We start from the raw sequence: 22,372 nt of genomic DNA, 5'->3' as shown, positions 1-22,372 counted from the left end.
TTTTTAGGAAGAGCGTCTCTTCTTTATGAAAAGAGTGCAAATGAAAAGAGTGCAAAGTGCCCTTTTAAAAAAAAGCAGAATGTAAAACTTTTGTGCAATTGATTTTTTAAAAGTTTCCGTTTTTGAAGAGTCTTTATTTTAATTTTTCATATATTCTACAGTTAGAATATTATAAAAGAATATATTTTTGGCATATTTTTTGCAAATATTTATAAAACATCATGTATAAAGGAGGTCGGTATGAAAAGCCGATGGTTGGTGGGATTTTTTCTGGGTGTTTTGTTATTGTTGTTTTTTGGTTGTCAGTTAACTCCACTGGAGGTAAAGGAGGCAAACGAAGAGGCAGCAAAGGCTCCGGCTATAGCCTATGCAACGTTTTCTTCCGGGTATTCTGTGGTTCGTGTCACAGGGAGTACGCCTGAACTTTCGAACTGGTCGGCAACCACGGCTCCGGCCCTGACCCTGGTATCCAATCAGGTCTGGCAGGGAGTGATTTATCTTTCGGCTGGTTCGGTATCCTACAAGCTTGTGATGAACAATGCGTGGGATATCAACCGTGGTCTTGGGTCGTCGAGTGGCACTTCGTTACCGCAGACGGTGACGTCACTTGCCCAGGGTGGTGGAAACATCTCTCTTTCAGTCCCTTCGAACGGGTATTATACTTTTACGTACTTTGAAAGTCAGGAGAAGCTCACGGTGACGGTTGCCTCTGGTGGTGGGAATTTTGTTTCTCAGTATACGTCAGTACGTGTACCGGGGAGTACAGCGGAATTGGGGAGTTGGTCGGCAACCACGGCTCCGGCCCTGACCCTGGTATCCAATCAGGTCTGGCAGGGAGTGATTTATCTTTCGGCTGGTTCGGTATCCTACAAGCTTGTGATGAACAATGCGTGGGATATCAACCGTGGTCTTGGGTCCTCGAGTGGCACTTCGTTACCGCAGACGGTGACGTCACTTGCCCAGGGTGGTGGAAATATCTCCCTTTCGATTCCAGCCAGTGGCAAGTATGAGTTTATTTACTATGAGAATGAGGAAAAACTGGTGGTGAGGTCTCTTGCTCTTGTGACCAATACCAACAGTATCAAGGTGCATTACTTCAGAACAGGATGGTCGACGGTTAATATACATTATAACAATGGATTGGGGTGGACGACTGTTCCCGGGCAGCCTATGACAGCTGAAGGGGGAAACTGGTATGTGAGAGAGATTCCAATGTACAGTAATGTGCTGACGTTTGTCTTTAACAACGGGAGCACGTGGGACAATAATAATAATATGGATTACCGTACTTCGTATAAAGAGGTCTGGTTATCCAATGGGACAATGACAACCAATAATCCCAATGGTCCGGATACGGTTCGTCCGGTGGTCACCATTGTGGCACCAACAAACAATGCGGTAGCTAAAACGCCCACGATCACCATTCAAGGATATGTTTGGGACAACCGGGGTGTGGCTGGAGTCTATATTAAGACGAACAATGGGAGTTTTGTTCTTGTGGATGCCAATAGCTCCAACTGGAGTGTGATATATGATCTTCCCGAGGGGACCAATCGAGTCTTTGTGTATGCTAAGGATACGGCTGGGCTGTATTCAACGACGAACTCGGTGGTCTTCCGTATGCTGCGTATTCCGACAGCTATTCTTACGGCAAGCCCCGCAAGTGGGACAACTTCGACACTCTTTTATTTCAATGCTTCCAACTCCTGGGATGAGAAGGATAGTTTCTCCCAGCTTCGTTTCCGATGGGATAAAGATGGAAATGGAACCTGGGATACAGCGTTTTTACCTACGGCGGCGATTTCTCTTACCTTTAGTAGTAGCGGAACCAAAACGGTTCGGGTCCAGGTGAGCAATACCGCGGGAAATACTGCGGAAGATAGCGTGAGTTTGGTAGTGGGGAGTCAGCCTTCAGGAGTGGATTTTAGAGAGGAAACAATTTATTTTCTCATTACCACTCGTTTCTACGACGGTGATCCAAACAACAATTACTATAATCGGGATCGGATCAAGCCGGGAGATCCTCATTGGCGGGGTGATTTTAAAGGGTTGATCCAGCAGTTGGATTATATTAAAGATCTTGGTTTTACGGCTATCTGGATTACCCCTCCTTTTGAGAACCGTAGCGGCCTGGATTATCATGGGTATCATATTTATGACTGGACGAGGGTGGATCCTAGATTGGAATCCCCTGGCGCAACCTTCCAGGATTTGATCAACGCGGCTCATGCAAAAGGACTGAAGATCGTGATGGATGTGGTGGTGAACCATTCTTCAAGTTACGGTATTCGTGGCAAGGTATGGTTAACACGGTATCCTATCAAGTACTTCCGTCCGCAGGGGGTGCCAGTAACTTCAACAAACTGGGCAACCTCTCCCTATCTTTACAACCTGGGGGATTATAAACACCCTTATCGAGAGGATAACGACAATCCTGTTGCCCCAGCCTGGTTTAGGGCATACCAGACGAGCGATCCACGAGGGACAAATGTGATCTACGATCAGACCACGGGAGCTCTACTCAACATCAATGATGGTGGAAAATTCTTTGGTACCTTTTATCCTCTTACGGGCTCTACAGTATCGGGAACGACTGTGAATGACTGGTATCATCAGGCTGGCTATGTCCAGGGGGGTGATTGGGAAAACCCTGAAAGACTCTGGGTAACCAGTATGGCAGGGGATTGTATCGATCTCAATACAGAGAGTGAAGTGGTTCGAAATTACATTAATGAAGCCATCTACCAGTACCTTGATATGGGTGTAGATGCCATCCGTCTGGATACTGTGAAACATGTGGAGAGAAACAGTCTTCTGAACGGTTTTGTGAACCGCTGGAAGGCTCACAAGCCTGATCTCTTTGTTTTTGGTGAGAACCTGGTCAAGGGAACAGGATGGGGGAATCTCGGCTGGGATAATGCTCCTTCTCGACTTCGTCCCTGGTGGTACACCCGTCTTGGAAATGACGAGAACAATCCAAATTCGGGAGGGGATTCTGGTTTTTCGGTGCTGGACTTTTCTCTCTTTTCCACTTTCAGAGACAATGTGAGCAAAGGATCGTTTAGTGGTATTGGCGGGATTCTGGCTATGGATTGGGTGTATGGTGATGCCACCAAGCTGGTGACCTTCCTCCAAAATCATGATGTGGGGCCGGATAATGATTTTACCTACCGTTTTAAAGGTGAACAATGGATGGCAGCGGCTGCATACAATCTTCTCTGGACGATTCGTGGCATACCGTGTCTCTACTACGGTGAGGAAATAGAGTTTCAGAAGGGAGCTCCTCAGGATATTATAAACGCCACGATGACGATTGACCAAACAGGAAGAGCATATTATGGCAATAATCTTACTTCGTCTCAGATTGCGACAACAAAGTCTCATCCCCTTTATCAGCATATCAAGCGCCTCAATCAGATTCGGCGTGCCATTCCCGCTCTTCAGAAGGCACCGATGCAACAGGTCAACGAGTGGGGAAGTGGAATGAGTTTTGTTCGTGATTACAACAACGGCGAGAGTTATGTGGTGGTGGGGCTTACTATAGGGAGTCAGCAAACGATAACCGTTTCAGGGGTGCGGAATGGCACCTATCGTGATGCTGTTACAGGCAATGTTATTACTGTGAATAACGGTACAATTACCTTTACAGTGAAGGCGAATTCTGCTGGTATCTATGTTCTCAATGGCCCGGGAAAGATAGGTGTCGATGGACTGTATCTTCGTTAAAAAACTTACAAGCGCCGGTTTTTGTGCCGGCGCTTTTTTGTTTACGAGAAACCCTAAAAAATGTCTCATTTCTTCTCTCTTCTCTTGTGTTTTCTTTTTTGGCTTGCAGAGTTTTTTTGCTTACATGATTGAAGGATGTGCTATCTTGTATTTTAAGCGAAAATCCCGTTGCGTCAAATAAAAAAGTACTCGAAATTCGAATCATTGCCTCACAAAAAAAAGTACTCAAAAATTCCATACAGTTTCCTCCAAATTTTTGTTTTTTACATTCTTTTTCTTTTGAAGGCTGAAAAGTTTTCTCTGGCAAGCTGTAATTTTTTGTCTTAGGTGAAACAAATCGAGAGCCTTATAAAGCCTTGTTAGGCGTTCCTTTTGTGCCTCACTTACATAAGAGCTTTCTAAAAGCCGCTGGTAGGGAGTTTTAATATCATCATGCTTTTGCACCCTTGCTTCCGATTCTCTTTTTCTCTGTCATTTTCATAACCGGTTGAAAAAAGTTGGTATACAGTCGAAGATAGGCATAGAGTTGGTTCAAGTAGTAGACTTCTTCCTCGGTATCGTAGCGGAAGTATCCAACATTCTGGCGGACTATGGAATAGTTTTTCTGCTCAACGTAGCAGTTATCATTGGAACGGGAGCTTCTCCCCCTTGTAAATTTTATCTGGTTCTTCTCACACCAATCACGCAGAGGATGATTAATAAATTCAGCACCGGTATCAGAATCAATTCCCCGTAAATCAAAAGGAAGTCTTCTTTGGACTTTTTCTATGGCTTCTCTTACCCATTTTGAAGCTTTGTTTTTGATTGCCACAAGTTCTGTCCAACCGCTCCAAACATCCACCATATTTAATGTTTGAGCAAAATCTCCCGGCCATTTCCTCCTCATGGGCAACCAGATCAATCTCCATAAAACCAGGGCAATTTTCATCCCACTCTGCCCACGTGCGTATAGCTATTTGTTGCTTTAACAACGTTCCAGGCTTTGTACCTTTTCGTCCTTTTATCTCAAGCTTTTTACGCTCATGTTTCAAAAGTCGGTCAATACTTGAAGCACTTATATGGCGCAAGTTTTCTATAGCCTGTGGAGAACCGTGGAGATGTCCGTTTGCTAAGAGATTATCTAAAACTTCATTTAAAATTGGCTTTAAACGTTTGCCACACATGTAGTTTTCAATTTCCCAGACCTTTTTTAGAAGTTTTAGTTCCTCTTCGCCGAATTTTTTCTTTCTGCCAGGTCTTTTGCCCTTCTTGGCTATGTCGGCTTTAAGGTAATTTTTCTTGCCTACATAGATGGTTTTTCCGTGCTGCCTCAAGAGTCTGGCGGCATAGTTTCGGTTTTTTAAACCTGTTATCCTCACAAAATAATCCAGTATCTCCATTTTTTCCTTTTTGCTGGCTTTTTGATACTCTGCTTCGACAAGCTCAGCATATCATTTCGCCGTTTCCCTGTAAATAGGTCTCCTTTCAAACATCGCCACCCCAATTCCGGTTGGCGAGCTTGTCGAGCCACGGTTGGCGAGCTTGTCGAGCCACGGTTGGCGAGCTTGTCGAGCCATGAACTGGATTATTTTACACAAATTTAAAGTACTTTTTTATTTTGCAATAGCGTTCCCTTTTCGAGTACTTTTATTATGAAGCAATTCGAAAATTTGACAATTTCTCCCTTTAACCTTAAAATAACAGGACATATACTGAACCTAAAGGAGGACACCTATGCCAGTACCCAAACATAAAACCGCGAAGTGTAAGACCAGAATGCGTCGTTCCATTGGTTATTACAATATGCAGGCTCCCGGGATTTCGCTTTGTCCAAACTGTGGATCACGCAAACTTTCTCACAGGGTATGTCCTGCGTGTGGATATTACAAAGGCAAGCAGATTCTAACGCGCACGATTCACGAAGCGTAAGGGCATATATGGGAAGGTAGGAAATTCTATGAAAATCGGTGTTGATATTATTAGCGGAGAAAGAGATCCTCTTGAGCTCGTTGAGGGTGCTCTTGAGGCTGTTGCTGAAGAGAAGGATATCACCGTTGTTTTGATAGGTCCAAAAGAGACCTATCAGCAAATTTTAGAAAAGCTTCAGCATCGCAAAAGGTATCCTTCTCATGTGCTTGAGAGGATAGATTTTCTTCACGCTGCAGAAGTAGTTACCATGGAAGATGATCCTCTCAATGTCATGAAACAAAAAAAAGATGCGAGCATCTATGTAGGTCTTCGTGCACACAAAGAGAAACAGATAGATGCCTTCTTCTCTCCTGGGAACACTGGTGCTATTGTAGTAGCGGCTGCGCTTATTCTTGGGAGAGTAAAGGGAGTAAAAAAGCCTGCGCTTGCAACCTTTATGCCTAACATAGAGGGGAAAGCCAACATCCTTTTAGATGTTGGGGCTAGTGCTCAGTGTGAGGCGCAGGATTATGTGAAGTTTTGTGTGATGGGAGAGATCTATAGTCGGGAAATGCTTGGTGTGGAAAAGCCTCGCATTGGACTTTTGAATATTGGTGAAGAAGAGCACAAGGGTACACAGGAGATGAAGGGAGTTTACAAAACCCTGAAGGAGCTTCCTTTAAACTTTATAGGGAATGTTGAGGGCGGGGATATTTTTGGCACGAAAGCAGATGTGATTGTCTGTGACGGATATATTGGAAATATTGCTCTTAAAACAGCCGAAGGAGCCGCTAAAGCTATCTCGAAGCTTTTGAAGTCAGCGATCAAAAGACGTCTTCTTGCCCTTTTGGGTTTGCCTTTGTATATGGGGGCGATTGCTGAGCTCAAGGAGAAAACTGATCCTGAGCGTTACGGTGGCGCACCCCTGTTGGGTGTTAATGGAAATGTCTATATTGGTCACGGAGCATCAGGAAAGGATGCTATACGGTATGGTATTAAGGCGGCAGCTCGCGCTGTTCGTCACGAGGTGCTTGCCAAAATTCATACAGAGCTGGAGGATTTTCATCTCGTATAGAAAACCATAGAAGAGAGGTGCAAAAAATGTACAAAGCTGTCATTAAAGGTATGGGTATGTATGTACCTGAAAAGGTACTCACCAACCATGACCTGGAAAAGATGGTGGAAACTAATGATGAGTGGATTACGACCCGCACAGGTATAAAAGAACGCCGGATAGCAGCTGATGATCAGGCCACTTCGGATCTGGCGGTAATAGCAGCACGGCAGGCTATTGAAAAGGCGGGTCTTACACCACAGGATATTGACATGGTGATTGTGGCGACGATTACCCCTGACTATGTGTTTCCAGCAACAGCTGCACTGGTGCAGGACAAACTGGGGATACCTCATACGGGCACAGTGGATATTGAGGCCGCATGTTCTGGTTTTATTTATGCTCTTTCTATGGCTAATGCCTACGTGGTAAGTGGCATGTACAAGAATGTCCTTGTGATTGGAGCGGAGACACTCTCGAGGATTGTGGACTGGCAAGACAGAACTACCTGTATTCTCTTTGGTGATGGGGCGGGTGCTGCTGTGATAGGACAGGGTGATGCGAAAGAGAGTTCTGGTTTTATTGGTTTTAGTCTTGGTGGTGATGGGTCGTATGCAGATCTTCTTGCGCTTCCTGCCGGTGGATCTAAAAATCCTGCTTCTCATGAAACGGTAGATCAAAGGCTCCACTATATGAAAATGAACGGTAACGCTACCTTTAAGGTGGCTGTGCGTACGATGACAGAGGCACTTGAGTCTATTTTAAAAGAGCATAATATCGATCCCTCAGAAGTGAAGCTTATTGTGCCCCATCAGGCAAATTTACGGATCATCTCGGCTATTGCTGAAAGGTTGAGTGTTGGAGAGGATCGTGTGATGGTGAATCTCCAGAAGTACGGAAATACCAGTTCTGCAACGATTCCGATGGCTCTCTATGAGGCTATAGAGGAGGGCCGTGTGAAGAAGGGTGATCTGGTGGCAATGGTAGCATTTGGAGGAGGGTTTACCTGGGGTGCAGCCCTTCTCAGATTATAAAAACATAATTTATGGAGGACGTGATATGGGAAGACTTGCTGGAAAGAATGCAATTGTAACCGGTTCTGCTCGTGGTATTGGCAAGGCTATTGCTACCCGTCTGGCAGATGAAGGTGCAAATGTTGTGATCGTTGATGTGAACCTCGATGCAGCTGAAGAGACAGCAAAAGAGTTGGCAGCCAAAGGGGTAAAAACGATGGCCATGAAGGTCAATGTGGTGAATTATGAGGAAGTGGAAGCCATGGTGAACAAGACCAAAGAGGCATGGGGAAGTGTGGATATCCTCGTGAATAATGCTGGTATCACAAGAGATAACCTCATCCTCAAGATGACCCCTGAGGATTTTGATCTTGTGATTGATATCAACCTCAAGGGTGTGTTTAATGGCATTAAGGCTGTTTACCCTGTGATGATGAAGCAGAGAAGTGGAAAGATTATCAACATCGCCTCTATTATTGGTCTCATGGGGAATGCAGGACAGGCAAACTACGCTGCAAGTAAAGCTGGAGTGATAGCTTTGACAAAGACGGCAGCAAAAGAACTGGCAGGTCGTGGTGTCCAGGTGAACGCTGTGGCTCCCGGATACATTAAAACGGCGATGACAGATCAGCTTCCTGATGCAGTAAAAGAGGAGATGCTTAAGCTCGTGCCCATGAAACGCATGGGTCTCCCTGAAGATGTGGCAAGTGTTGTATTTTTCCTTGCTTCACCTGATTCTGATTATGTGACGGGTCAGACGATTACCGTTGATGGAGGAATGGTGATGGCCTAAGCCTCGCCAGGAGGAAATCATGGAGAAAAGAAGAGTCGTTGTTACCGGAATCGGTACCATCAATGCCTGTGGATTAAATGTGGAGTCCTTCTGGGATTCTTTGAAGAATGGTCGTTCCGGCATATCTCGGGTAACGAATGTTGACCTCAAGGATTCTCCTTCCTTGATTGGTGGAGAGGTGAAAAACGATGTTTTCAATCCCGAAGAATTTATAGACAAGAAGCTTGCAAAGCGCATGGATCGTTTTAGCCATTTTGGTTGGGTGGCAGCAGAGGAGGCTGTCAAGTCCAGTGGGCTTGAGAACGCTAACGTGGACAAAGATAGAGTGGGGGTGCTGATTGCTGCTGGTATCGGCGGGATTCAGACCTTTTATGAAAACTCTATTAAAATGGAGAGAGATGGTCATAAGCGAGTCTCTCCGTTGATGATTCCGATGATTATTACGGACATTACTTCAGGGTATGTTTCTATCAGGTATGGCTATCGGGGTCCAAATTATTCTGTGTCCTCTGCATGTGCTTCGGCTGCCCATGCGATAGCGATGGCTTACAACCATATTCTCGTGGATGATGCGGATGTGATGGTGGTTGGTGGTGCGGAGGCAGCTATTACCCCTCTCGGGTTTGCTGGCTTTACTCAGGCAATGGCGCTTTCTACCCATTATAACGACGAGCCGACGAAGGGTTCTCGTCCCTTTGATAAGGATAGAGATGGTTTTGTGATGGGAGAGGGAGCAGGTGTGCTTGTTCTTGAAGAGCTGAATCATGCTCTGAAGCGTGGGGCACCGATTTATGCGGAGATGCTAGGGTACGGTATGAGTGCCGATGCACATCACATCACGGCTCCCTGTCCGGATGGTGCGGGGGCAGCTCTGGCGATGGAGGTGGCTCTCCGTAAGACTGGCCTTAAGCCCACCGATATTCAGCTGGTAAATACTCATGGTACTTCCACACCACTTGGCGATGTGGCAGAAACGATGGCTATTAAGCGGGTGTTTGGCGACTATGCTTACAAACTGAAGGTAAATTCGACGAAATGTATGACAGGCCACACCCTGGGAGCTGCTGGTGGTATCGAGGCAGTTGCTGTAGTGAAGATGCTTCAGGAGGGAATTATTCATCCAACGATTAATCTGGATAATCCTGATGAGCAGTGTGATCTTGACTACGTTCCCCATAAAGCGATAAAGATGGATGTGGAATACGCTATCAGCAACTCTTTTGGATTTGGTGGACATGATGTCTCTCTGGTTTTCAAAAAATACAAGTAGTGGAGAGATTTCTCCAGCTAGGAGAAAACAGCTGAAAGATCTTTGTCGAAAACTTAATGTTCATGTAAAAGCCCTGGCCTTGTTGGACAGGGCTTTTACACATGCTTCTTATAGTCATGAAAACCGGGATCCTTTGTACAATTATGAGAGGCTTGAGTTTCTGGGGGATTCCGTGCTCAACCTTGGGATTGCAAAACTCCTCTATGAAACCCGTCCCAACGAAAAAGAAGGTTCTCTCTCGGCACTTCGTTCAAGTCTGGTGGATGAAAAAACCTTGTTTGAGATTGCCGAACAGTTTTCGTTTTACGACTATCTTAAACTGGGTAAGGGTGAATCATTGTCCGATGAAAGAGCAAGGGTAAAGGTTTTAGCGGATGTGATGGAGTCTTTTCTTGCTGTGTATTTTCTTGAGCATGGATGGGAAAATTCTTTTCGTTTAATCAAGCGTCTCTTTTCTCCTGTTTTGCAACGAAGACTTGAGGATGGGATCAGGGACTACAAAAGTCAACTTCAGAAATGGGCGCTTGCTCGTTATAAAGAGTATCCTGTTTATAAAGTAATAGGAGAAGAAGGTCCAGATCACAACAAGCTCTTTACCGTGGAGGTGACTCTCCATAACAAATGGCGAGCCATTTCTACCGGACGGAGCAAAAAAGATGCGGAACAAAAAGCAGCAGAACAGCTGTTCTCTCTTGTTCAGGAGGAACACGAAAAGGAGAAAGAGAATGCTTCGTAGTATGACGGGCTATGCTAGAAGCTTTGTGACATATGAAGACTTTGATGTGGAGATTGAGCTCAAAAGTGTCAATTCACGATATTTTGAGTTTCGTTTGTTGGGGACAGCACTTCCTGCAGAGTGGGAAAACGAATTTCGTCAGCAGGTATTCGCGGTATTAAAGAGGGGAAAGATAGATCTCTTTATGAGAGTGGTTGAAAAGAGCGCGAAAAACTCAAAAGTTGTTCTCAATATGGAGCTTGCCCAGCAGTATTATGAAGCTTTGCTGTCTCTTTCAAAGAAACTGGGGATAGCAACAGAGCTTACCTTGAGGGATCTTTTGTCTCTGGGACTCATTGTTGAAGTGGAGAAACTCGATGCGGATGTGTATCTTTTTGAACGATTGAAGGTAATTCTGGATGATGTGCTCACAAAAATTACAGAAATGATGCGCATCGAAGGGCAAAAAACAGTTCAGGATATTCAACAGTCTCTTGGCAAGATTCAGCAGGCTTTAGAAGTAATTGAGACAAGGTATCCGGAAAGTTTAAGTCGTTATCAACAGGAACTCCAGAAGAAACTTCTCGAATTTTCCCAGTCTCTGGGGGAAAGTACCTTAGAACTTTTACAAAATCGTTTGCTGTTAGAGATGGAGCTGGTTGCCTCTCGCGTAGCCATTAACGAGGAAATAGTCAGGCTTAAGAGCCATCTTCACCAGTTTTTGCTGATCCTTGAAGGGAAACTCATAGGAGATGGGAAGAAACTGGATTTTATTGCTCAGGAGATGAATCGAGAGACCAATACTATAGCTTCCAAGTCACAGGATTATGAGATTGCCCAGGCTACGATAGAAATTAAAGGAGAGATTGAGAAAATACGGGAACAGTTAAGGAACCTCGAATGAAAACAGGGATTGTGATAATTTCAGGCCCATCTGGTGTAGGCAAGACCACACTTTATAAAAGACTTTTAGCAGAGTTTCCTGAGAGACTCGCTTTTTCTGTTTCGGCAACGACGAGAAAACCGCGACCGGGTGAGGTTCATGGAGTAGACTACTATTTTTATACGAGAGAAGATTTTGAAAAAGCAAAGGAGAATGGAGAATTTGCGGAATGGGCTGAGGTGTACGGTAACTATTATGGTACGCTTAAGTCTGAGTTAGAGCAGATCATGTCAGAGGGTAAGACAGCCTTACTGGATGTTGATGTTCAGGGAGGAATGAGTATCAAGAAAGCCTTTCCTGAGGCTTTTCTGGTTTTTATTAAACCGCCTTCTATCGAGGAACTGAGAAAAAGGATTCAGAAACGCTGCAGTGACGATCCCGAGACTATCGAGAGAAGGCTTAAACAAGCTTCTGAAGAAATGAAAAAAGCAGATTTTTATAGTGTACAAATTGAAAATAGAGATCTTGAAGAAGCGTACCAATATTTGAAATCGGTTTTGTCTACATATCTTTTTTAGGTTGTATTTTTTTGTATACAAAATATCCCGATAGGTTTTTGTTTTTCTTTTAAGTTTAATTCTAACAATAAATTATAAATTTTTATTTTTGGCATAAAATTTGCTATTTAATTAGTAAGGAGTTTCGTATGAAAAGAAAACAAAAGACACTTCGTTCTTCTGTTCGGTTTGAAGGGATCGGGCTCCATACCGGCGAAACAAGCACAATAGAGGTTCATCCGGCTTCTGAGAATACAGGATTGGTTTTTGTGACGAGATATAAAGGCAAGGACAGGGTGCTGCCTTATACGATTGATTATATTACCGATACGAGGAATAATATCACCGTATCGGACGGTGTGGTCTCTTATAAAACAGTGGAGCATATGATGGCTGCACTCTATGGCCTGGGGATATCCAATGCTATTCTCGAGTTTACAGGCCCTGAAATGCCCATTATGGATGGGAGTGCGGGTCCTTTTGTGGAGGCTTTTATGAAGGCCGGGGTTATCGAGCAAGATGCGTATCGACCGACGCTTCGTCTTATGGAGTCTCTCTGGGTTACGAAAGAAGATAAGTTTCTTGTGGGGTTGCCTTTTTATGGGTTGAAGATTAATTATACTATTTCTTTTCCCAATTCCCCTATTGGAACCCAGACCTTTCAGCTAAATATGGTTGAAGAAGAGGCTTTTTCCTCTATTTTCCAGGCAAGGACATTTGGTTTTGTAGAGGATCTTGACTATTATCAAAAGAATGGGCTTGTACTTGGTGGTGGTTTTGAGAATGTTCATGTCTATAGCCGCAGGGAAAACCGTTCTGTGAATGGGGCACGCTATGATGATGAGCCAGTAAGGCACAAGATTCTTGATTTACTGGGAGCATTGGCTCTTTTACCATACGATCTTGAGGGTTTCTTGGTTTCTTACAAGGGTGGACATGCTCTGGATGTAGATTTTGTACGAGTTCTCTCAGAATACGCTGTGAAGACGACAGAACTTCAGCCTGTGTTCAGTGAAGGATATTCCTATCAGGTTTCTACCCTTCTTAATCTGGAACCGACTGCGGTTCATCTTGCTTCCTGACTATAACTACCTTCCCATATTCCTGGGGCGTATCCGTGAGGGATACGCCTTTTTTTATCCTTTGAGGGACGAAAAAATGCGGAGATGGGCCTGATGTACTTTGTCTATGAGTGTGGGAAGGAAAGGGTTTCCATCGAGGGTGTCCACAAAGTTGCGGTAGGCATCTTCTTTACGACTTGCCTTTTCCATGAGTCGGAGGAAGTGTTCTTCTTCGAGGGTGAGGGGGATATTGAGGATACGGCACATTTCCACGACACTGGAGTGGGGAATTTCACTGGTGGAGGCGACAACAAGATCCTCAATCCATTGGAGAAGAACCTCTGGAATCAAGAAGAAACGCTTTTCTCTGAGAAAGAGTTCAAGAGTTTCTCCGATTCCATGGGAAGCCTGGAGAAAGTGGGATCGGGCTTTGTCACACCAAAAGAGTTTCATTTCTTTTTTTCCTCGAGATAGGCTTGCCAGCCTTTTGTCGTGAGTTTTTTGTCTTTGGCGAGAACTTCTTCTTCGAGTTTTTTCTTATAGGTTTTATAGGCTTCACGATATTCAGGGTATTTGATGCCGAGAATGCTTACGGCCAAAAGTCCTGCGTTTTTGGCCTGGTTGATGGCGACCGTGGCTACAGGGATACCTCCTGGCATCTGTACCATGGACAGAAGGGAATCAAGCCCCTGAAGGTAGGAGCTTTTGGTGGGCACACCAATGACAGGAAGCTCTGTCACCGCGGCAATCACCCCTGCGAGGTGGGCAGCAGCCCCAGCACCCGCAATAATCACCTCTATCCCTTTTGAAGAAGCTTCTTGTGCGTATTGCATGGCCTGGAAAGGTGTTCTGTGGGCTGAAAGGATGTGAATTTCATAAGGAATATGCATTTCTTCTAAAACGAGTGCTGCGTCTTTCATGATCTCGAGATCCGAATCACTTCCCATGATAATAGCGACGAGAGGAGATGGCATAGTATTCCCCTTATTCATATGGTGGTATATTATAAAGAAAACTCGCGGAAATTGTCCAGTTTATTTGAGAAGTCTGGACATCCAGGGGATACTGACAAAGGTTCCTATAGCTGAGCCAAGAGAACCGGTTACAAAGACAAGTAAAATTTTGGTGACACGGTTGTTCCAGAAACCCTTGAAACTGGTGATGTCCTGGGGGAGGTTTTCAAAGTCTTTTACTCTCGGTTTGTGGAAGAAGGTTTCGATAAGAGCGAGAAACATCCCTGCTCCTACGAAAGGATTGAGGCTTGTAATGGGAGCAATAATCCAGCTACTCAGGATGGTGACAGGATGGGCAAGGGCAAGAAGACATCCAAGGGCAGCGCCTGTTCCATTGATGATGATCCATTCTTTGATCATGGAGAGGGCTACGGTTGAGCCTCCTTTGAAAAATCCGGTTATCACCAATCCAAGAAATAAGACAAGTATTCCCCATCCAATCCAGTGTCCTGGAGATGTTTTTTGAGGAAGGTTGTCAAGCGTTTCGAGAGGGGGGAGGCGTGAGGGTTCTTCCAGGGCTTCAACTATACCTTCGAGGTGACCTCTTCCAATAACTACAAGACACCGCTTGCCTGGTCCGGAGAGGATTTTTTGTGCTATGTAGTGGTTTCGCTCGTCGATGAGGACACGCTTGACGGCAGGCAGAGATTTTCCCAGTTCATTCATCATGGTGGTGTAAAGATTTCCTTCCCCGAGCATGTTTTTTATATCTTCTTCGGAAATGGTTTCGTCTTCAAAGAGGCTCTCAAAAAGAATTTCGAGTATTCGCATTTTGTCTTTGAAAGAGGCGAGTTGCCAGGTTCTGCGAAGGGTGGTATTGAGATCCCTGTCGGCAAGTATGAAAGGAATATTTTTTTCCTGTGAGAGTCGTATAGCGGAAAGCATATCCTCTCCAACCTCTTCATCAAGCTGGATACCCATCTTTTTTTGTAAGCCACTAAGGAGAAGTGAGGCAAGGAGGAGAAACCCCTGTCCTGATTTGATCACTTGAATGATATCGAGGTTTTTCCAGCGATCATGTGAAGAGAGTGCTTGATAGCGGGCTTCGCAGAGTTCTACGTAAACACTGTCAGGCTGGTAGTTTTCTATCCACTCTTTTACTTGATTGACACTATCCTCAAAGATGTGGGCTGTCCCCAGGAGAATGATCTGTCTTTCCTGAAGCGTGAGCTTGATGATGTTTGGAGCAAGCTGTTCTTTTAGCATTTATTCCTCCTGGGGACGTCTCTCGATATCAGCTCCAAGGGCACGAAGTTTTTCTTCAAAGTGTTCGTAGCCACGATCGATATGGTAAATACGGAGTACCTCTGTCTTACCGCGTGCAGCAAGGCCTGCGAGGACAAGTCCTGCCCCGGCACGGAGATCAGATGCCATGATGGCAGCCCCAGAAAGGTAAGGAACCCCTTTTACGACGGCAACCGCACCATCAATGTGGATGTCGGCGCCCATACGGCAAAGTTCTGCGGCATGGAGAAAACGATCTGGGAAGATTTTTTCTGAGATGATGCTGATCCCATCCGAAAGGGTGACGAGAGCCATTAATTGTGCTTGAAGATCAGTTGGGAAGAAGGGGTAAGGTTTGGTCTCTACCTCAATAGGACGGATATTTTTGCCTCGAGCGATGAGGGTAGTATCGGAGAGAATCTCAATCTCTACCCCTGCCCTGGAGAAAATCTCGATGGGTTCCGCGAGATGATGAACACAGGCATTCTCTATCCTGATTTCTCCCCCCGTAATGCCTGCTGCGGCGATGAATGTTCCCGCCTCAATTCTATCAGGGATGGTCGTGTATTCTACACCGTGGAGAGAATCAACGCCCTCGATAGTGATAATACTTGTTCCAGCCCCTGTGATGTTTGCTCCCATCTGGTTGAGAAAATTGGCGAGGTCGGCTACTTCTGGTTCTGCGGCAGCACCCTCAATGATGGTTGTGCCCTTTGCAAGGACGGCAGCCATCATAACATTTTCAGTTCCCAGAACACTGGGACCAAAACTTCCAAGAAGGTTCATCTGACATCCTTTGAGTTCTGGACAGGTGGCGTTGATGTAACCTTCTTCGATGGTGATTTCTGCGCCGAGAGCTTTCATGCCTTTGATATGGAGATCAATAGGACGGGGTCCAATGGTGCATCCTCCAGGGAAAGAAACCCTTGCTTTTCCACGGCGCCCCAAAAGGGGACCGAGAACAGCGATAGAAGCACGCATTTTGCGAACAATGTCGTAGGGTGCTTCATATGGCTCTGCAGATTTTTCTTCAATTTTTATCGTGTGGGGATCAAGGTAAGAAATGGATTTCCCTAACTGGGTGAGAAGAGAAACCATTGTCCGAATATCCATGAGATATGGCACATTGTGAAGAATGACAGGCTCTGCCGTGAGGAGTGATGCTGCCATAAGTGGAAGGGAGGAGTTTTTGGCTCCACTTATAGAAACAGTGCCTTGAAGTCGATGTTGACCGTGAATAACATACTTATCCATAAAGTGTCCTTCTCTCTATGATAGAAATATAGTATAACAGAAAAAAGAATAAAAATCAATTTTCATGGGAGTAGGTATATTTATAACGCACCGTTTGCTGTGTCCGAAATTTCGATGGAGTGGTTGTTTTCGATGAAAGCTTAGCTCTTCCCATGTTGCAGCTTGGAGAGAATGTTAGTTCTTCCCTTATCGCAGTCAAAAGAAACCATTAAAGAAGATCACAAAACTGAAATATGGAAAGAGCACTTTCTTCGCCTTTGGAAAAATGAGCTCTTCCTTTATCATAGTACATTTTTTGCCAAAACTGCAACATGGAAAGAGCTTATGTCGGAAATTGTAGATTAAACATTTAACAGCGCTCCTCCATCTCACTCGCTCAACTGTTTTGAGAATATTCTTTTCCTGTTGCTGTGAAAAACAAAGGATTGTTAGCTGTTTCCCTGTAACAGTGAAAGTGAAAAATCCAAAGCTATTCCCATATCGCAGGAAAAAAACCATGCTCTTGTCGTATCACAGGATTTCTCTTGCTAACCCACTGCAACAAGGGAAGAGCACCCTCCTCCCGAGGTGATCAGGGGAAAACCAACCACCAACAAAAAAACCGTGGACTGGGCTAAAAAAACAACCTCCTACCCAAGATGTGGGCAGCAAGGACGTATTCCTCCAGCCGCACGATTACACTTCCGAAGCACGGAGGCAAGGGGGAGAAGTCTTGACCGCAGGGGGCTGGTCGCCGAGTAGCTCCGCGTATCGAGGCGCCAGCCTCCTCCAGCCTCTGGTGGTATCTCAGCGATGTGAAACGTATATTTTTTTTCCTAAACTATAAATTTTTAGCTCTCGTTATCCGATGATAATACAAAGTAATGCGTGAAGGAGGCCAACGTGAAACAGACAAATAAGAAAATGCGCTGGAGATATTTTATCGACAAACCCTTTCAGATCAGGTTTATTGCGAGATTTTCTTTTCTAATCATTTTAGGACTTGTTGTTTCTCTGCTTTCTATGGGTATATTCTATAGGCAGCGGTATTCGAAAAATCTCTTTTATCAGGTAAAGAATGTAGAAGAGTTTCAGGAGATGATAAAAACCAATCCCGATCTTCCTTACTATGTGGTTTTTGATATGAGTAGATCCTACAATGAATTTCAGATTCAGATGTGGCCAATGATATGGCTCAGTGTGTTGTATCTGGTGCTTATAGCTGTTTTTGGGCTTTTTATTTCTCACAAGATGGCCGGGCCTATCTATCGTATTAAAAAGACATTGGATGAAGCTACGGAAGGCAAGATTGATATTAAGACGGTGGAGTTTCGTCTGCGTAAACAAGATGAGCTTCACGATGTGGTGAAGAGTCTCAATCGATTCCTTGACAAGATTAATAAGTCATAGCCAATTTTCAAGAAAACTCCAAAGGACCGTCGTTGAGGCGGTCCTTTTTATTTTGTAAAATTTGTGGAAAAAAAATACTCTCTGCATTACAATAATTTTAGCTGTTTTGTTGTGGAAACAGAGAAACTTGGCAAGGAGGAAGATATGCGTAGTGATGCGGTAAAAAAGGGTTTTCAACGTTCACCACATCGGTCACTTTTCAGGGCCATGGGTTTTGACGATTGGGAACTGGAACGTCCCTTAATCGGTATTGTAAACTCTTTTAACGAAACGATCCCCGGACACATTCATTTGAACAAGATTGCCGATGCGGTAAAAAGGGGGGTGTATGCAGCCGGTGGTATGCCGGTGGAATTCAATACTATCGGAGTATGTGATGGTATTGCCATGGGTCACAAGGGGATGAAGTACTCCCTTCCCTCGAGAGAGTTGATAGCCGATTCGATTGAGATTATGGTTGAGGCCTACCAGTTTGATGGGTTGGTTTTTATTGCCTCGTGTGATAAAATTATTCCCGGAATGCTGATTGCAGCCATGCGAATGAATCTACCCTCTATCTTTGTAAGCGGCGGACCAATGCTTCCTGGAAACCTTGCGCAAAATAAAAAAGTTGATCTCAGTACCGTCTTTGAAGCTGTTGGGAAATACGCGAAAAAGGAAATCTCAGATGATGAGCTTCTCGAACTTGAGTGTCAGGCATGCCCCGGAGAGGGATCCTGTTCCGGGATGTTTACGGCCAACACGATGAGTAACCTTTCTGAAGCCCTGGGTATTTCCCTTCCGTTTAATGGAAGTGCTCCTGCAGTATTTGCAGACAGGATCCGTATTGCTAAAAAGTCCGGTCTTAAAATTGTAGAGCTGGTGGAAAAAAATATTCGAGCTCGTGACATCATGACCAGAAAAGCTTTTGAAAATGCGATTGCTCTGGATATGGCTCTCGGCGGTTCAACCAATACCACGCTTCATCTTCCTGCCATTGCTTATTATGGTGAGGTAGATCTGGAACTTAAAGATTTTGCTCCGTTTACTGAAAAGGTTCCCCATCTCACGACAATTTCCCCTGCCGGGCCACACCATATTCTTGATCTCTATCGTGCAGGTGGTGTTCCTGCAGTTCTTGCAGAGCTCGCCAAGAAAAAGCTTATCCATCTCGATACAATGACGGTCAATGGTAAAACCCTTGGTGATACGCTTAAAGAATATCGTGCAGGTATCAAGGATCCTTCTGTCATTCGTCCTATCGATCAGCCTGTTCATGAGAAGGGGGGACTCGCTGTCCTTACGGGAAATCTTGCTCCCGATGGGTGTATCGTAAAACAGGCAGCCGTGGACCCAAGCATGCTTCATCACAAAGGCCCTGCCCGTGTGTTTAACAGTGAGGAAGAGGCTGTGGAGGCTCTGCTCAAAGGCAAGATCAAAAAAGGTGACGTCATTGTGATCCGTTATGAAGGACCAAAGGGTGGACCAGGGATGCGAGAGATGCTTGCTCCTACTTCCACAGTGGCGGGTCTTGGCTTGGACAAGGAAGTTGCTCTGATTACTGACGGACGTTTCAGTGGGGCAACACGAGGGGCTTCTATAGGGCACATTTCGCCTGAAGCAGCTGCTGGAGGACTTATTGGCTTGATCGAAGAGGGAGATATGATTGAAATAGACATTCCCAATCGTCAGATTAATCTCCTGGTCGATGAGACTGAGATTGCTCGAAGAAAAGAGAAATTTCAGCCACTTTCTCCAAAAATTACCACTGGTTATCTGGTACGTTATGCACAGCATGTTACCTCTGCGAACAAGGGAGGAGTGTTTGAGAAAAGGTAAAATAGAGAAAAAAAGCGGTGCTTTCCGGCACCGCTTTTTTTTGATAAAAAATCGGAAAAAGGAGACTTGGGGGTAGGTCTATTTGAGAGAGAGGATGTAGGCATCTTTGGCGAGCGAGAGTTGTTTAAGTTTAGCCAGGGCTGTCTCGGCTTCGGCTTTAGATCCATAGCTTCCTACACGGACACGATAATAGGTAACCTCATTGAGAACTGACTCTACGATGTAGGGACTAAAGCCAGACTTTCGGAGTTGTGTTTCTACAGCTTGAGCCTTTGTGAGATCCGTATGAGCAGAGATCTGGATGGTATAGGAACCCCCTGAAGAAGTAGTCGTTTGTGGGGATGGTTTTGTGGTTTGCGTGGTAGTTGTCTGAACGGTGGTTTGAGATTGGGAAGGAGGTTTGGTTTGCGTCCTGGGTTGGGAGGTGGTTTTTGGCTGGGTTGTTTCAGTGAGAGAGGGAACTACAGGAACCTCTTGCACAGTGGGTGCCGGTGTTGATGCTTGTGGCGCCGGGGTTGGAACGGGCTGTACTACCTCCACAGCCTGTTGTACCGGCAGAGCATTTTGTTTAAGTGCAATCTCTGTTTTCTTTTCTTCAATTTGCTGGGTCAGGGTAGTTTGTTTTTCTTTGCGGAGCTGGGTGATTTCTTTTTCTTTCATATTACCGAGCCAGTATCCCAATAAAAAGGCAAAAACCCCAAAAAAGACAAAGATAGCACCAACCCAGACAAGCTTTTCGTCAATATCATTGGATGTTGGTGAAAGTGATGGTTCTCTTTTTATCTCGTCGATAGATTTTTTTGAGGTGAGAACTTCACCGTTTTGTCTGGTGTTTTGTGTTTGATACGAGCGACTTGGTTTATAGTCGGGGATGCTCGACGATCGGAGTGGTGGTGTTTCCTCTCCTGTGACAAATTCTTTATCAAAGAGATCCATAATATCGACATCTGCCATAGAAGCCTCCTTTTTTCTTATTTTCGGCATTTTTTTTGATAGGATAAATTTTTAAAGAGAAAAGAAAATCCCCTTCCCGATGGGAAGGGGATAGCAGTTTTTTATCCAGATGGAGGGAAATGAGTAACCTTATTTGAGCAGGTTTAAGCCGTCCTGACTGAGATACCACTTTTTGTTGATGTACACAGTCACGCCTGGGAGAGTGACAGTCTGATTGTTGATAAAGGCTATGTTTTTGTTTACAGGGAAACGAAGAGTAGTATTCCCTTTTTTCACAGTGAGCACAGGGTTATTGGGGTCAGTGGTATCGGTTTCAACAGAAGCTCCCTTTTTCTCAAACTCAGGAATAGCTTCTACAAAGAGTCGGCGTGTTGTTTCTGAGAGAGAAACTCTCAGATAGTTTGCTGTGAGGACAGCTATTTGTGTGTTTTCAAGCGTACCCGTGGGATGATCGTTCCGTGGTGAATAGATGAAGAGGGGAACATCTTCACCGGTATGTCCATGGGTTGTCCATCCAATATAGGAACGTTTACTTAACATAGGACCTACGATATAGCTCAGAGAAGGGCTCCCTTTGGTGGAGGCCTTTTGAATCTCTTGGACTTCTTCATCACTGAGGTCGGGAATGCCATAGTAGGAAGCTACGGTTTTTCGGATTTCTTTTGGAGAAGAGTTTGAAGCAATGAGATTTTTTAAATTTTCACCACTTGTTTTGGCTGATTTGATAAACCGAAAAACATCATGAATCTTTAGTTTATCATAACTATTATCAGAAGAGGAATTTCCGATAGTGATACCACCGTTGCCGTGATCGGTCAACACGATGACAACGGTATTTTTGTCTTTTTGGGCGAATTCTTTGGCTGTACGAACAGCTTCATCAAATGCCAAAATATCGTGGATAAGAGCAACGGGATCATTGGCATGAGCAGCCCAGTCAATCTTACTTCCTTCTACCATTAAGACAAAACCTTTTGGGTTTGCTGAGAGAACTTCAATGGCTTTTGCTGTCATTTCTGCTAAAGAAGGGTCTTTTTCCTTATCTCTATCGATCTCGTAGGGAAGATCTACGGGAGCAAACATTCCCCATACCTTTTTACCAGGTCGCAGGGCGAGGAGTTGAGCCCTATTTGAGATATAAATATAATTGCTTTGTACGATGGCAAGGAGGTTTTCTTTGTCTTGGCGTGTTTCGGAGGTCATAAATTTCCATCCACCGCCAAAAACTACATCTAGACCCGTATACACTTGTTGTTCAAGGATGTCGTCGTAGAGTTTTCTGTCTGGAGAATGGGCAGAATAGGCAGCAGGGGTAGCGTGCGGTGCTTCACAGGTAAAAACAAGACCAGTAGATTTGCCTATCAAACGAGCTGCTTCAAAAACATTGGCAATGGGACGATTTTCTTCTCCGCGAACAATTGCGGGAACCCCAGGCATGCCAGCCTTTTGGGGCATAACGCCGATATTTTTGGTCACTGCTTTGACGCCACAGGCGTAGGCAGTAGCAGCAGGGGCGGAGTCGGCGATAACCGCATCCGAAGAGTAGGTTCGTACCAGTCCGCAAGCCATATCATCCATGGCGAGGGGGGCTCCATTTTTGTACCAGCGAGCAAGAGTGTATCCACCCATGCTCATCCCATCCGGAATGAGAATAATCACATTCTTCACCGGTTTTACCTTTGTGGGAAGTTCTGGAAGCTTGTATCCCCAGAACCATCCCACCACCAGAAACAACCCAACAAAAGAGAAAAGTCTTTTCAT

Annotated in this window: 20 protein-coding genes and 1 pseudogene; 12 read left to right on the top strand and 9 right to left on the bottom strand. The window is 44.9% G+C overall.

Annotated elements, in window-relative coordinates:
- Positions 1–240: 240 nt before the first annotated feature.
- Positions 241–3,726 carry an alpha-amylase family glycosyl hydrolase gene (locus KDW03_RS00100; protein WP_271435378.1) on the top strand — a complete coding sequence of 1,162 codons (3,486 nt, stop codon included), beginning with the start codon at positions 241–243 and terminating at the stop codon, positions 3,724–3,726.
- Here the strand turns inward: KDW03_RS00100 and KDW03_RS00095 are convergent.
- The 3 genes and pseudogenes from KDW03_RS00095 to KDW03_RS00085 all read right to left on the bottom strand — a co-directional run bounded on the left by KDW03_RS00095 (position 3,680) and on the right by KDW03_RS00085 (position 5,282).
- Entirely contained in the window at positions 3,680–3,964 is a 285-nt protein-coding gene (locus KDW03_RS00095; protein WP_271435377.1) for a hypothetical protein, read from the bottom strand. The two genes, KDW03_RS00100 and KDW03_RS00095, sit on opposite strands and share 47 nt — an antisense overlap.
- A pseudogene (locus KDW03_RS00090) lies at positions 3,952–5,105 on the bottom strand (integrase catalytic domain-containing protein). Before KDW03_RS00090 ends, KDW03_RS00095 begins: the two are co-directional and overlap by 13 nt.
- A gap of 51 nt (positions 5,106–5,156) precedes the next feature.
- Positions 5,157–5,282, bottom strand: coding sequence for a hypothetical protein (locus KDW03_RS00085; protein WP_271435376.1), 126 nt, complete (start codon positions 5,280–5,282; stop codon positions 5,157–5,159).
- Between the two features lie 157 nt (positions 5,283–5,439).
- Here KDW03_RS00085 and rpmF point away from each other — a divergent pair, with 157 nt between their 5' ends.
- The 9 genes from rpmF (at position 5,440) to lpxC (ending at position 12,980) form a co-directional block, all read left to right on the top strand.
- Positions 5,440–5,634, top strand: a complete 195-nt coding sequence (gene rpmF, locus KDW03_RS12270; RefSeq protein ID WP_408648315.1) for a 50S ribosomal protein L32 — start codon at positions 5,440–5,442, stop codon at positions 5,632–5,634.
- 28 nt (positions 5,635–5,662) lie between these two features.
- The gene (gene plsX / locus KDW03_RS00080) at positions 5,663–6,688 is read left to right on the top strand and encodes a phosphate acyltransferase PlsX (protein ID WP_271435375.1); all 1,026 of its coding nucleotides are present in this window, start codon (positions 5,663–5,665) and stop codon (positions 6,686–6,688) included.
- Between the two features lie 26 nt (positions 6,689–6,714).
- Complete coding sequence (locus KDW03_RS00075; protein ID WP_271435374.1) at positions 6,715–7,701, top strand: beta-ketoacyl-ACP synthase III; 987 nt, start codon at positions 6,715–6,717, stop codon at positions 7,699–7,701.
- A 25-nt stretch (positions 7,702–7,726) separates the two neighbouring features.
- Complete coding sequence (gene fabG, locus KDW03_RS00070) at positions 7,727–8,473, top strand: 3-oxoacyl-[acyl-carrier-protein] reductase (protein ID WP_271435373.1); 747 nt, start codon at positions 7,727–7,729, stop codon at positions 8,471–8,473.
- 19 nt (positions 8,474–8,492) lie between these two features.
- Complete coding sequence (fabF, locus tag KDW03_RS00065) at positions 8,493–9,743, top strand: beta-ketoacyl-ACP synthase II (protein WP_271435372.1); 1,251 nt, start codon at positions 8,493–8,495, stop codon at positions 9,741–9,743.
- Positions 9,712–10,479 carry a ribonuclease III gene (gene rnc, locus KDW03_RS00060; RefSeq protein ID WP_271435371.1) on the top strand — a complete coding sequence of 256 codons (768 nt, stop codon included), beginning with the start codon at positions 9,712–9,714 and terminating at the stop codon, positions 10,477–10,479. Before fabF ends, rnc begins: the two co-directional genes overlap by 32 nt.
- On the top strand, positions 10,469–11,362 hold the full coding sequence (locus tag KDW03_RS00055; RefSeq protein ID WP_271435370.1) for a YicC/YloC family endoribonuclease: 894 nt from the start codon (positions 10,469–10,471) through the stop codon (positions 11,360–11,362). Before rnc ends, KDW03_RS00055 begins: the two co-directional genes overlap by 11 nt.
- Positions 11,359–11,919 carry a guanylate kinase gene (gene gmk / locus KDW03_RS00050; RefSeq protein WP_271435369.1) on the top strand — a complete coding sequence of 187 codons (561 nt, stop codon included), beginning with the start codon at positions 11,359–11,361 and terminating at the stop codon, positions 11,917–11,919. The genes KDW03_RS00055 and gmk overlap by 4 nt, the downstream gene beginning before the upstream one ends.
- A 128-nt stretch (positions 11,920–12,047) precedes the next feature.
- On the top strand, positions 12,048–12,980 hold the full coding sequence (gene lpxC, locus KDW03_RS00045; RefSeq protein ID WP_271435368.1) for a UDP-3-O-acyl-N-acetylglucosamine deacetylase: 933 nt from the start codon (positions 12,048–12,050) through the stop codon (positions 12,978–12,980).
- Between the two features lie 54 nt (positions 12,981–13,034).
- On the opposite strand, the gene KDW03_RS00040 is transcribed toward lpxC, so the two are convergent.
- From KDW03_RS00040 to murA, 4 genes are read right to left on the bottom strand one after another with little or no spacing between them, the layout of a single operon-like run.
- Positions 13,035–13,412 carry a hypothetical protein gene (locus KDW03_RS00040; RefSeq protein ID WP_271435367.1) on the bottom strand — a complete coding sequence of 126 codons (378 nt, stop codon included), beginning with the start codon at positions 13,410–13,412 and terminating at the stop codon, positions 13,035–13,037.
- Positions 13,409–13,933, bottom strand: a complete 525-nt coding sequence (purE, locus tag KDW03_RS00035) for a 5-(carboxyamino)imidazole ribonucleotide mutase (RefSeq protein ID WP_271435366.1) — start codon at positions 13,931–13,933, stop codon at positions 13,409–13,411. Before purE ends, KDW03_RS00040 begins: the two co-directional genes overlap by 4 nt.
- A 60-nt stretch (positions 13,934–13,993) precedes the next feature.
- Positions 13,994–15,178, bottom strand: coding sequence for a TraB/GumN family protein (locus KDW03_RS00030; RefSeq protein ID WP_271435365.1), 1,185 nt, complete (start codon positions 15,176–15,178; stop codon positions 13,994–13,996).
- Positions 15,179–16,450 carry a UDP-N-acetylglucosamine 1-carboxyvinyltransferase gene (gene murA, locus KDW03_RS00025; protein WP_271435364.1) on the bottom strand — a complete coding sequence of 424 codons (1,272 nt, stop codon included), beginning with the start codon at positions 16,448–16,450 and terminating at the stop codon, positions 15,179–15,181.
- A gap of 882 nt (positions 16,451–17,332) precedes the next feature.
- Between murA and KDW03_RS00020 the strand changes: the two genes are divergently transcribed.
- Together KDW03_RS00020 and ilvD are read left to right on the top strand one after the other, a co-directional pair.
- Positions 17,333–17,839, top strand: a complete 507-nt coding sequence (locus KDW03_RS00020) for a HAMP domain-containing protein (RefSeq protein WP_271435363.1) — start codon at positions 17,333–17,335, stop codon at positions 17,837–17,839.
- A gap of 144 nt (positions 17,840–17,983) precedes the next feature.
- Positions 17,984–19,657 (top strand): dihydroxy-acid dehydratase, encoded by a 1,674-nt coding sequence (ilvD, locus tag KDW03_RS00015; protein WP_271435362.1) that lies wholly within the window; start codon positions 17,984–17,986, stop codon positions 19,655–19,657.
- A 78-nt stretch (positions 19,658–19,735) separates the two neighbouring features.
- Here ilvD and KDW03_RS00010 read toward each other — a convergent pair whose 3' ends face one another.
- Both KDW03_RS00010 and KDW03_RS00005 read right to left on the bottom strand, forming a co-directional pair.
- Entirely contained in the window at positions 19,736–20,611 is an 876-nt protein-coding gene (locus KDW03_RS00010) for an SPOR domain-containing protein (RefSeq protein WP_271435361.1), read from the bottom strand.
- Positions 20,612–20,740: 129 nt separating this feature from the next.
- Positions 20,741–22,372 (bottom strand): alkaline phosphatase, encoded by a 1,632-nt coding sequence (locus KDW03_RS00005; protein ID WP_271435360.1) that lies wholly within the window; start codon positions 22,370–22,372, stop codon positions 20,741–20,743.

Source organism: Thermospira aquatica, from assembly GCF_023525255.1.
GTDB lineage: Bacteria > Spirochaetota > Brevinematia > Brevinematales > Thermospiraceae > Thermospira > Thermospira aquatica.
This window is presented reverse-complemented; position numbering and strand designations above follow the sequence as displayed.

Excerpts from the sequence above, each read along its gene's own strand:
- KDW03_RS00100 (WP_271435378.1), top strand. The coding sequence starts at position 241 with ATGAAAAGCCGATGGTTGGTGGGATTTTTTCTGGGTGTTTTGTTATTG.
- KDW03_RS00095 (WP_271435377.1), bottom strand. The coding sequence starts at position 3,964 with ATGGAATTTTTGAGTACTTTTTTTTGTGAGGCAATGATTCGAATTTCG.
- KDW03_RS00085 (WP_271435376.1), bottom strand. The coding sequence starts at position 5,282 with ATGGCTCGACAAGCTCGCCAACCGTGGCTCGACAAGCTCGCCAACCGT.
- rpmF (WP_408648315.1), top strand. The coding sequence starts at position 5,440 with ATGCCAGTACCCAAACATAAAACCGCGAAGTGTAAGACCAGAATGCGT.
- plsX (WP_271435375.1), top strand. The coding sequence starts at position 5,663 with ATGAAAATCGGTGTTGATATTATTAGCGGAGAAAGAGATCCTCTTGAG.
- KDW03_RS00075 (WP_271435374.1), top strand. The coding sequence starts at position 6,715 with ATGTACAAAGCTGTCATTAAAGGTATGGGTATGTATGTACCTGAAAAG.
- fabG (WP_271435373.1), top strand. The coding sequence starts at position 7,727 with ATGGGAAGACTTGCTGGAAAGAATGCAATTGTAACCGGTTCTGCTCGT.
- fabF (WP_271435372.1), top strand. The coding sequence starts at position 8,493 with ATGGAGAAAAGAAGAGTCGTTGTTACCGGAATCGGTACCATCAATGCC.
- rnc (WP_271435371.1), top strand. The coding sequence starts at position 9,712 with ATGTCTCTCTGGTTTTCAAAAAATACAAGTAGTGGAGAGATTTCTCCA.
- KDW03_RS00055 (WP_271435370.1), top strand. The coding sequence starts at position 10,469 with ATGCTTCGTAGTATGACGGGCTATGCTAGAAGCTTTGTGACATATGAA.
- gmk (WP_271435369.1), top strand. The coding sequence starts at position 11,359 with ATGAAAACAGGGATTGTGATAATTTCAGGCCCATCTGGTGTAGGCAAG.
- lpxC (WP_271435368.1), top strand. The coding sequence starts at position 12,048 with ATGAAAAGAAAACAAAAGACACTTCGTTCTTCTGTTCGGTTTGAAGGG.
- KDW03_RS00040 (WP_271435367.1), bottom strand. The coding sequence starts at position 13,412 with ATGAAACTCTTTTGGTGTGACAAAGCCCGATCCCACTTTCTCCAGGCT.
- purE (WP_271435366.1), bottom strand. The coding sequence starts at position 13,933 with ATGCCATCTCCTCTCGTCGCTATTATCATGGGAAGTGATTCGGATCTC.
- KDW03_RS00030 (WP_271435365.1), bottom strand. The coding sequence starts at position 15,178 with ATGCTAAAAGAACAGCTTGCTCCAAACATCATCAAGCTCACGCTTCAG.
- murA (WP_271435364.1), bottom strand. The coding sequence starts at position 16,450 with ATGGATAAGTATGTTATTCACGGTCAACATCGACTTCAAGGCACTGTT.
- ilvD (WP_271435362.1), top strand. The coding sequence starts at position 17,984 with ATGCGTAGTGATGCGGTAAAAAAGGGTTTTCAACGTTCACCACATCGG.
- KDW03_RS00010 (WP_271435361.1), bottom strand. The coding sequence starts at position 20,611 with ATGGCAGATGTCGATATTATGGATCTCTTTGATAAAGAATTTGTCACA.
- KDW03_RS00005 (WP_271435360.1), bottom strand. The coding sequence starts at position 22,372 with ATGAAAAGACTTTTCTCTTTTGTTGGGTTGTTTCTGGTGGTGGGATGG.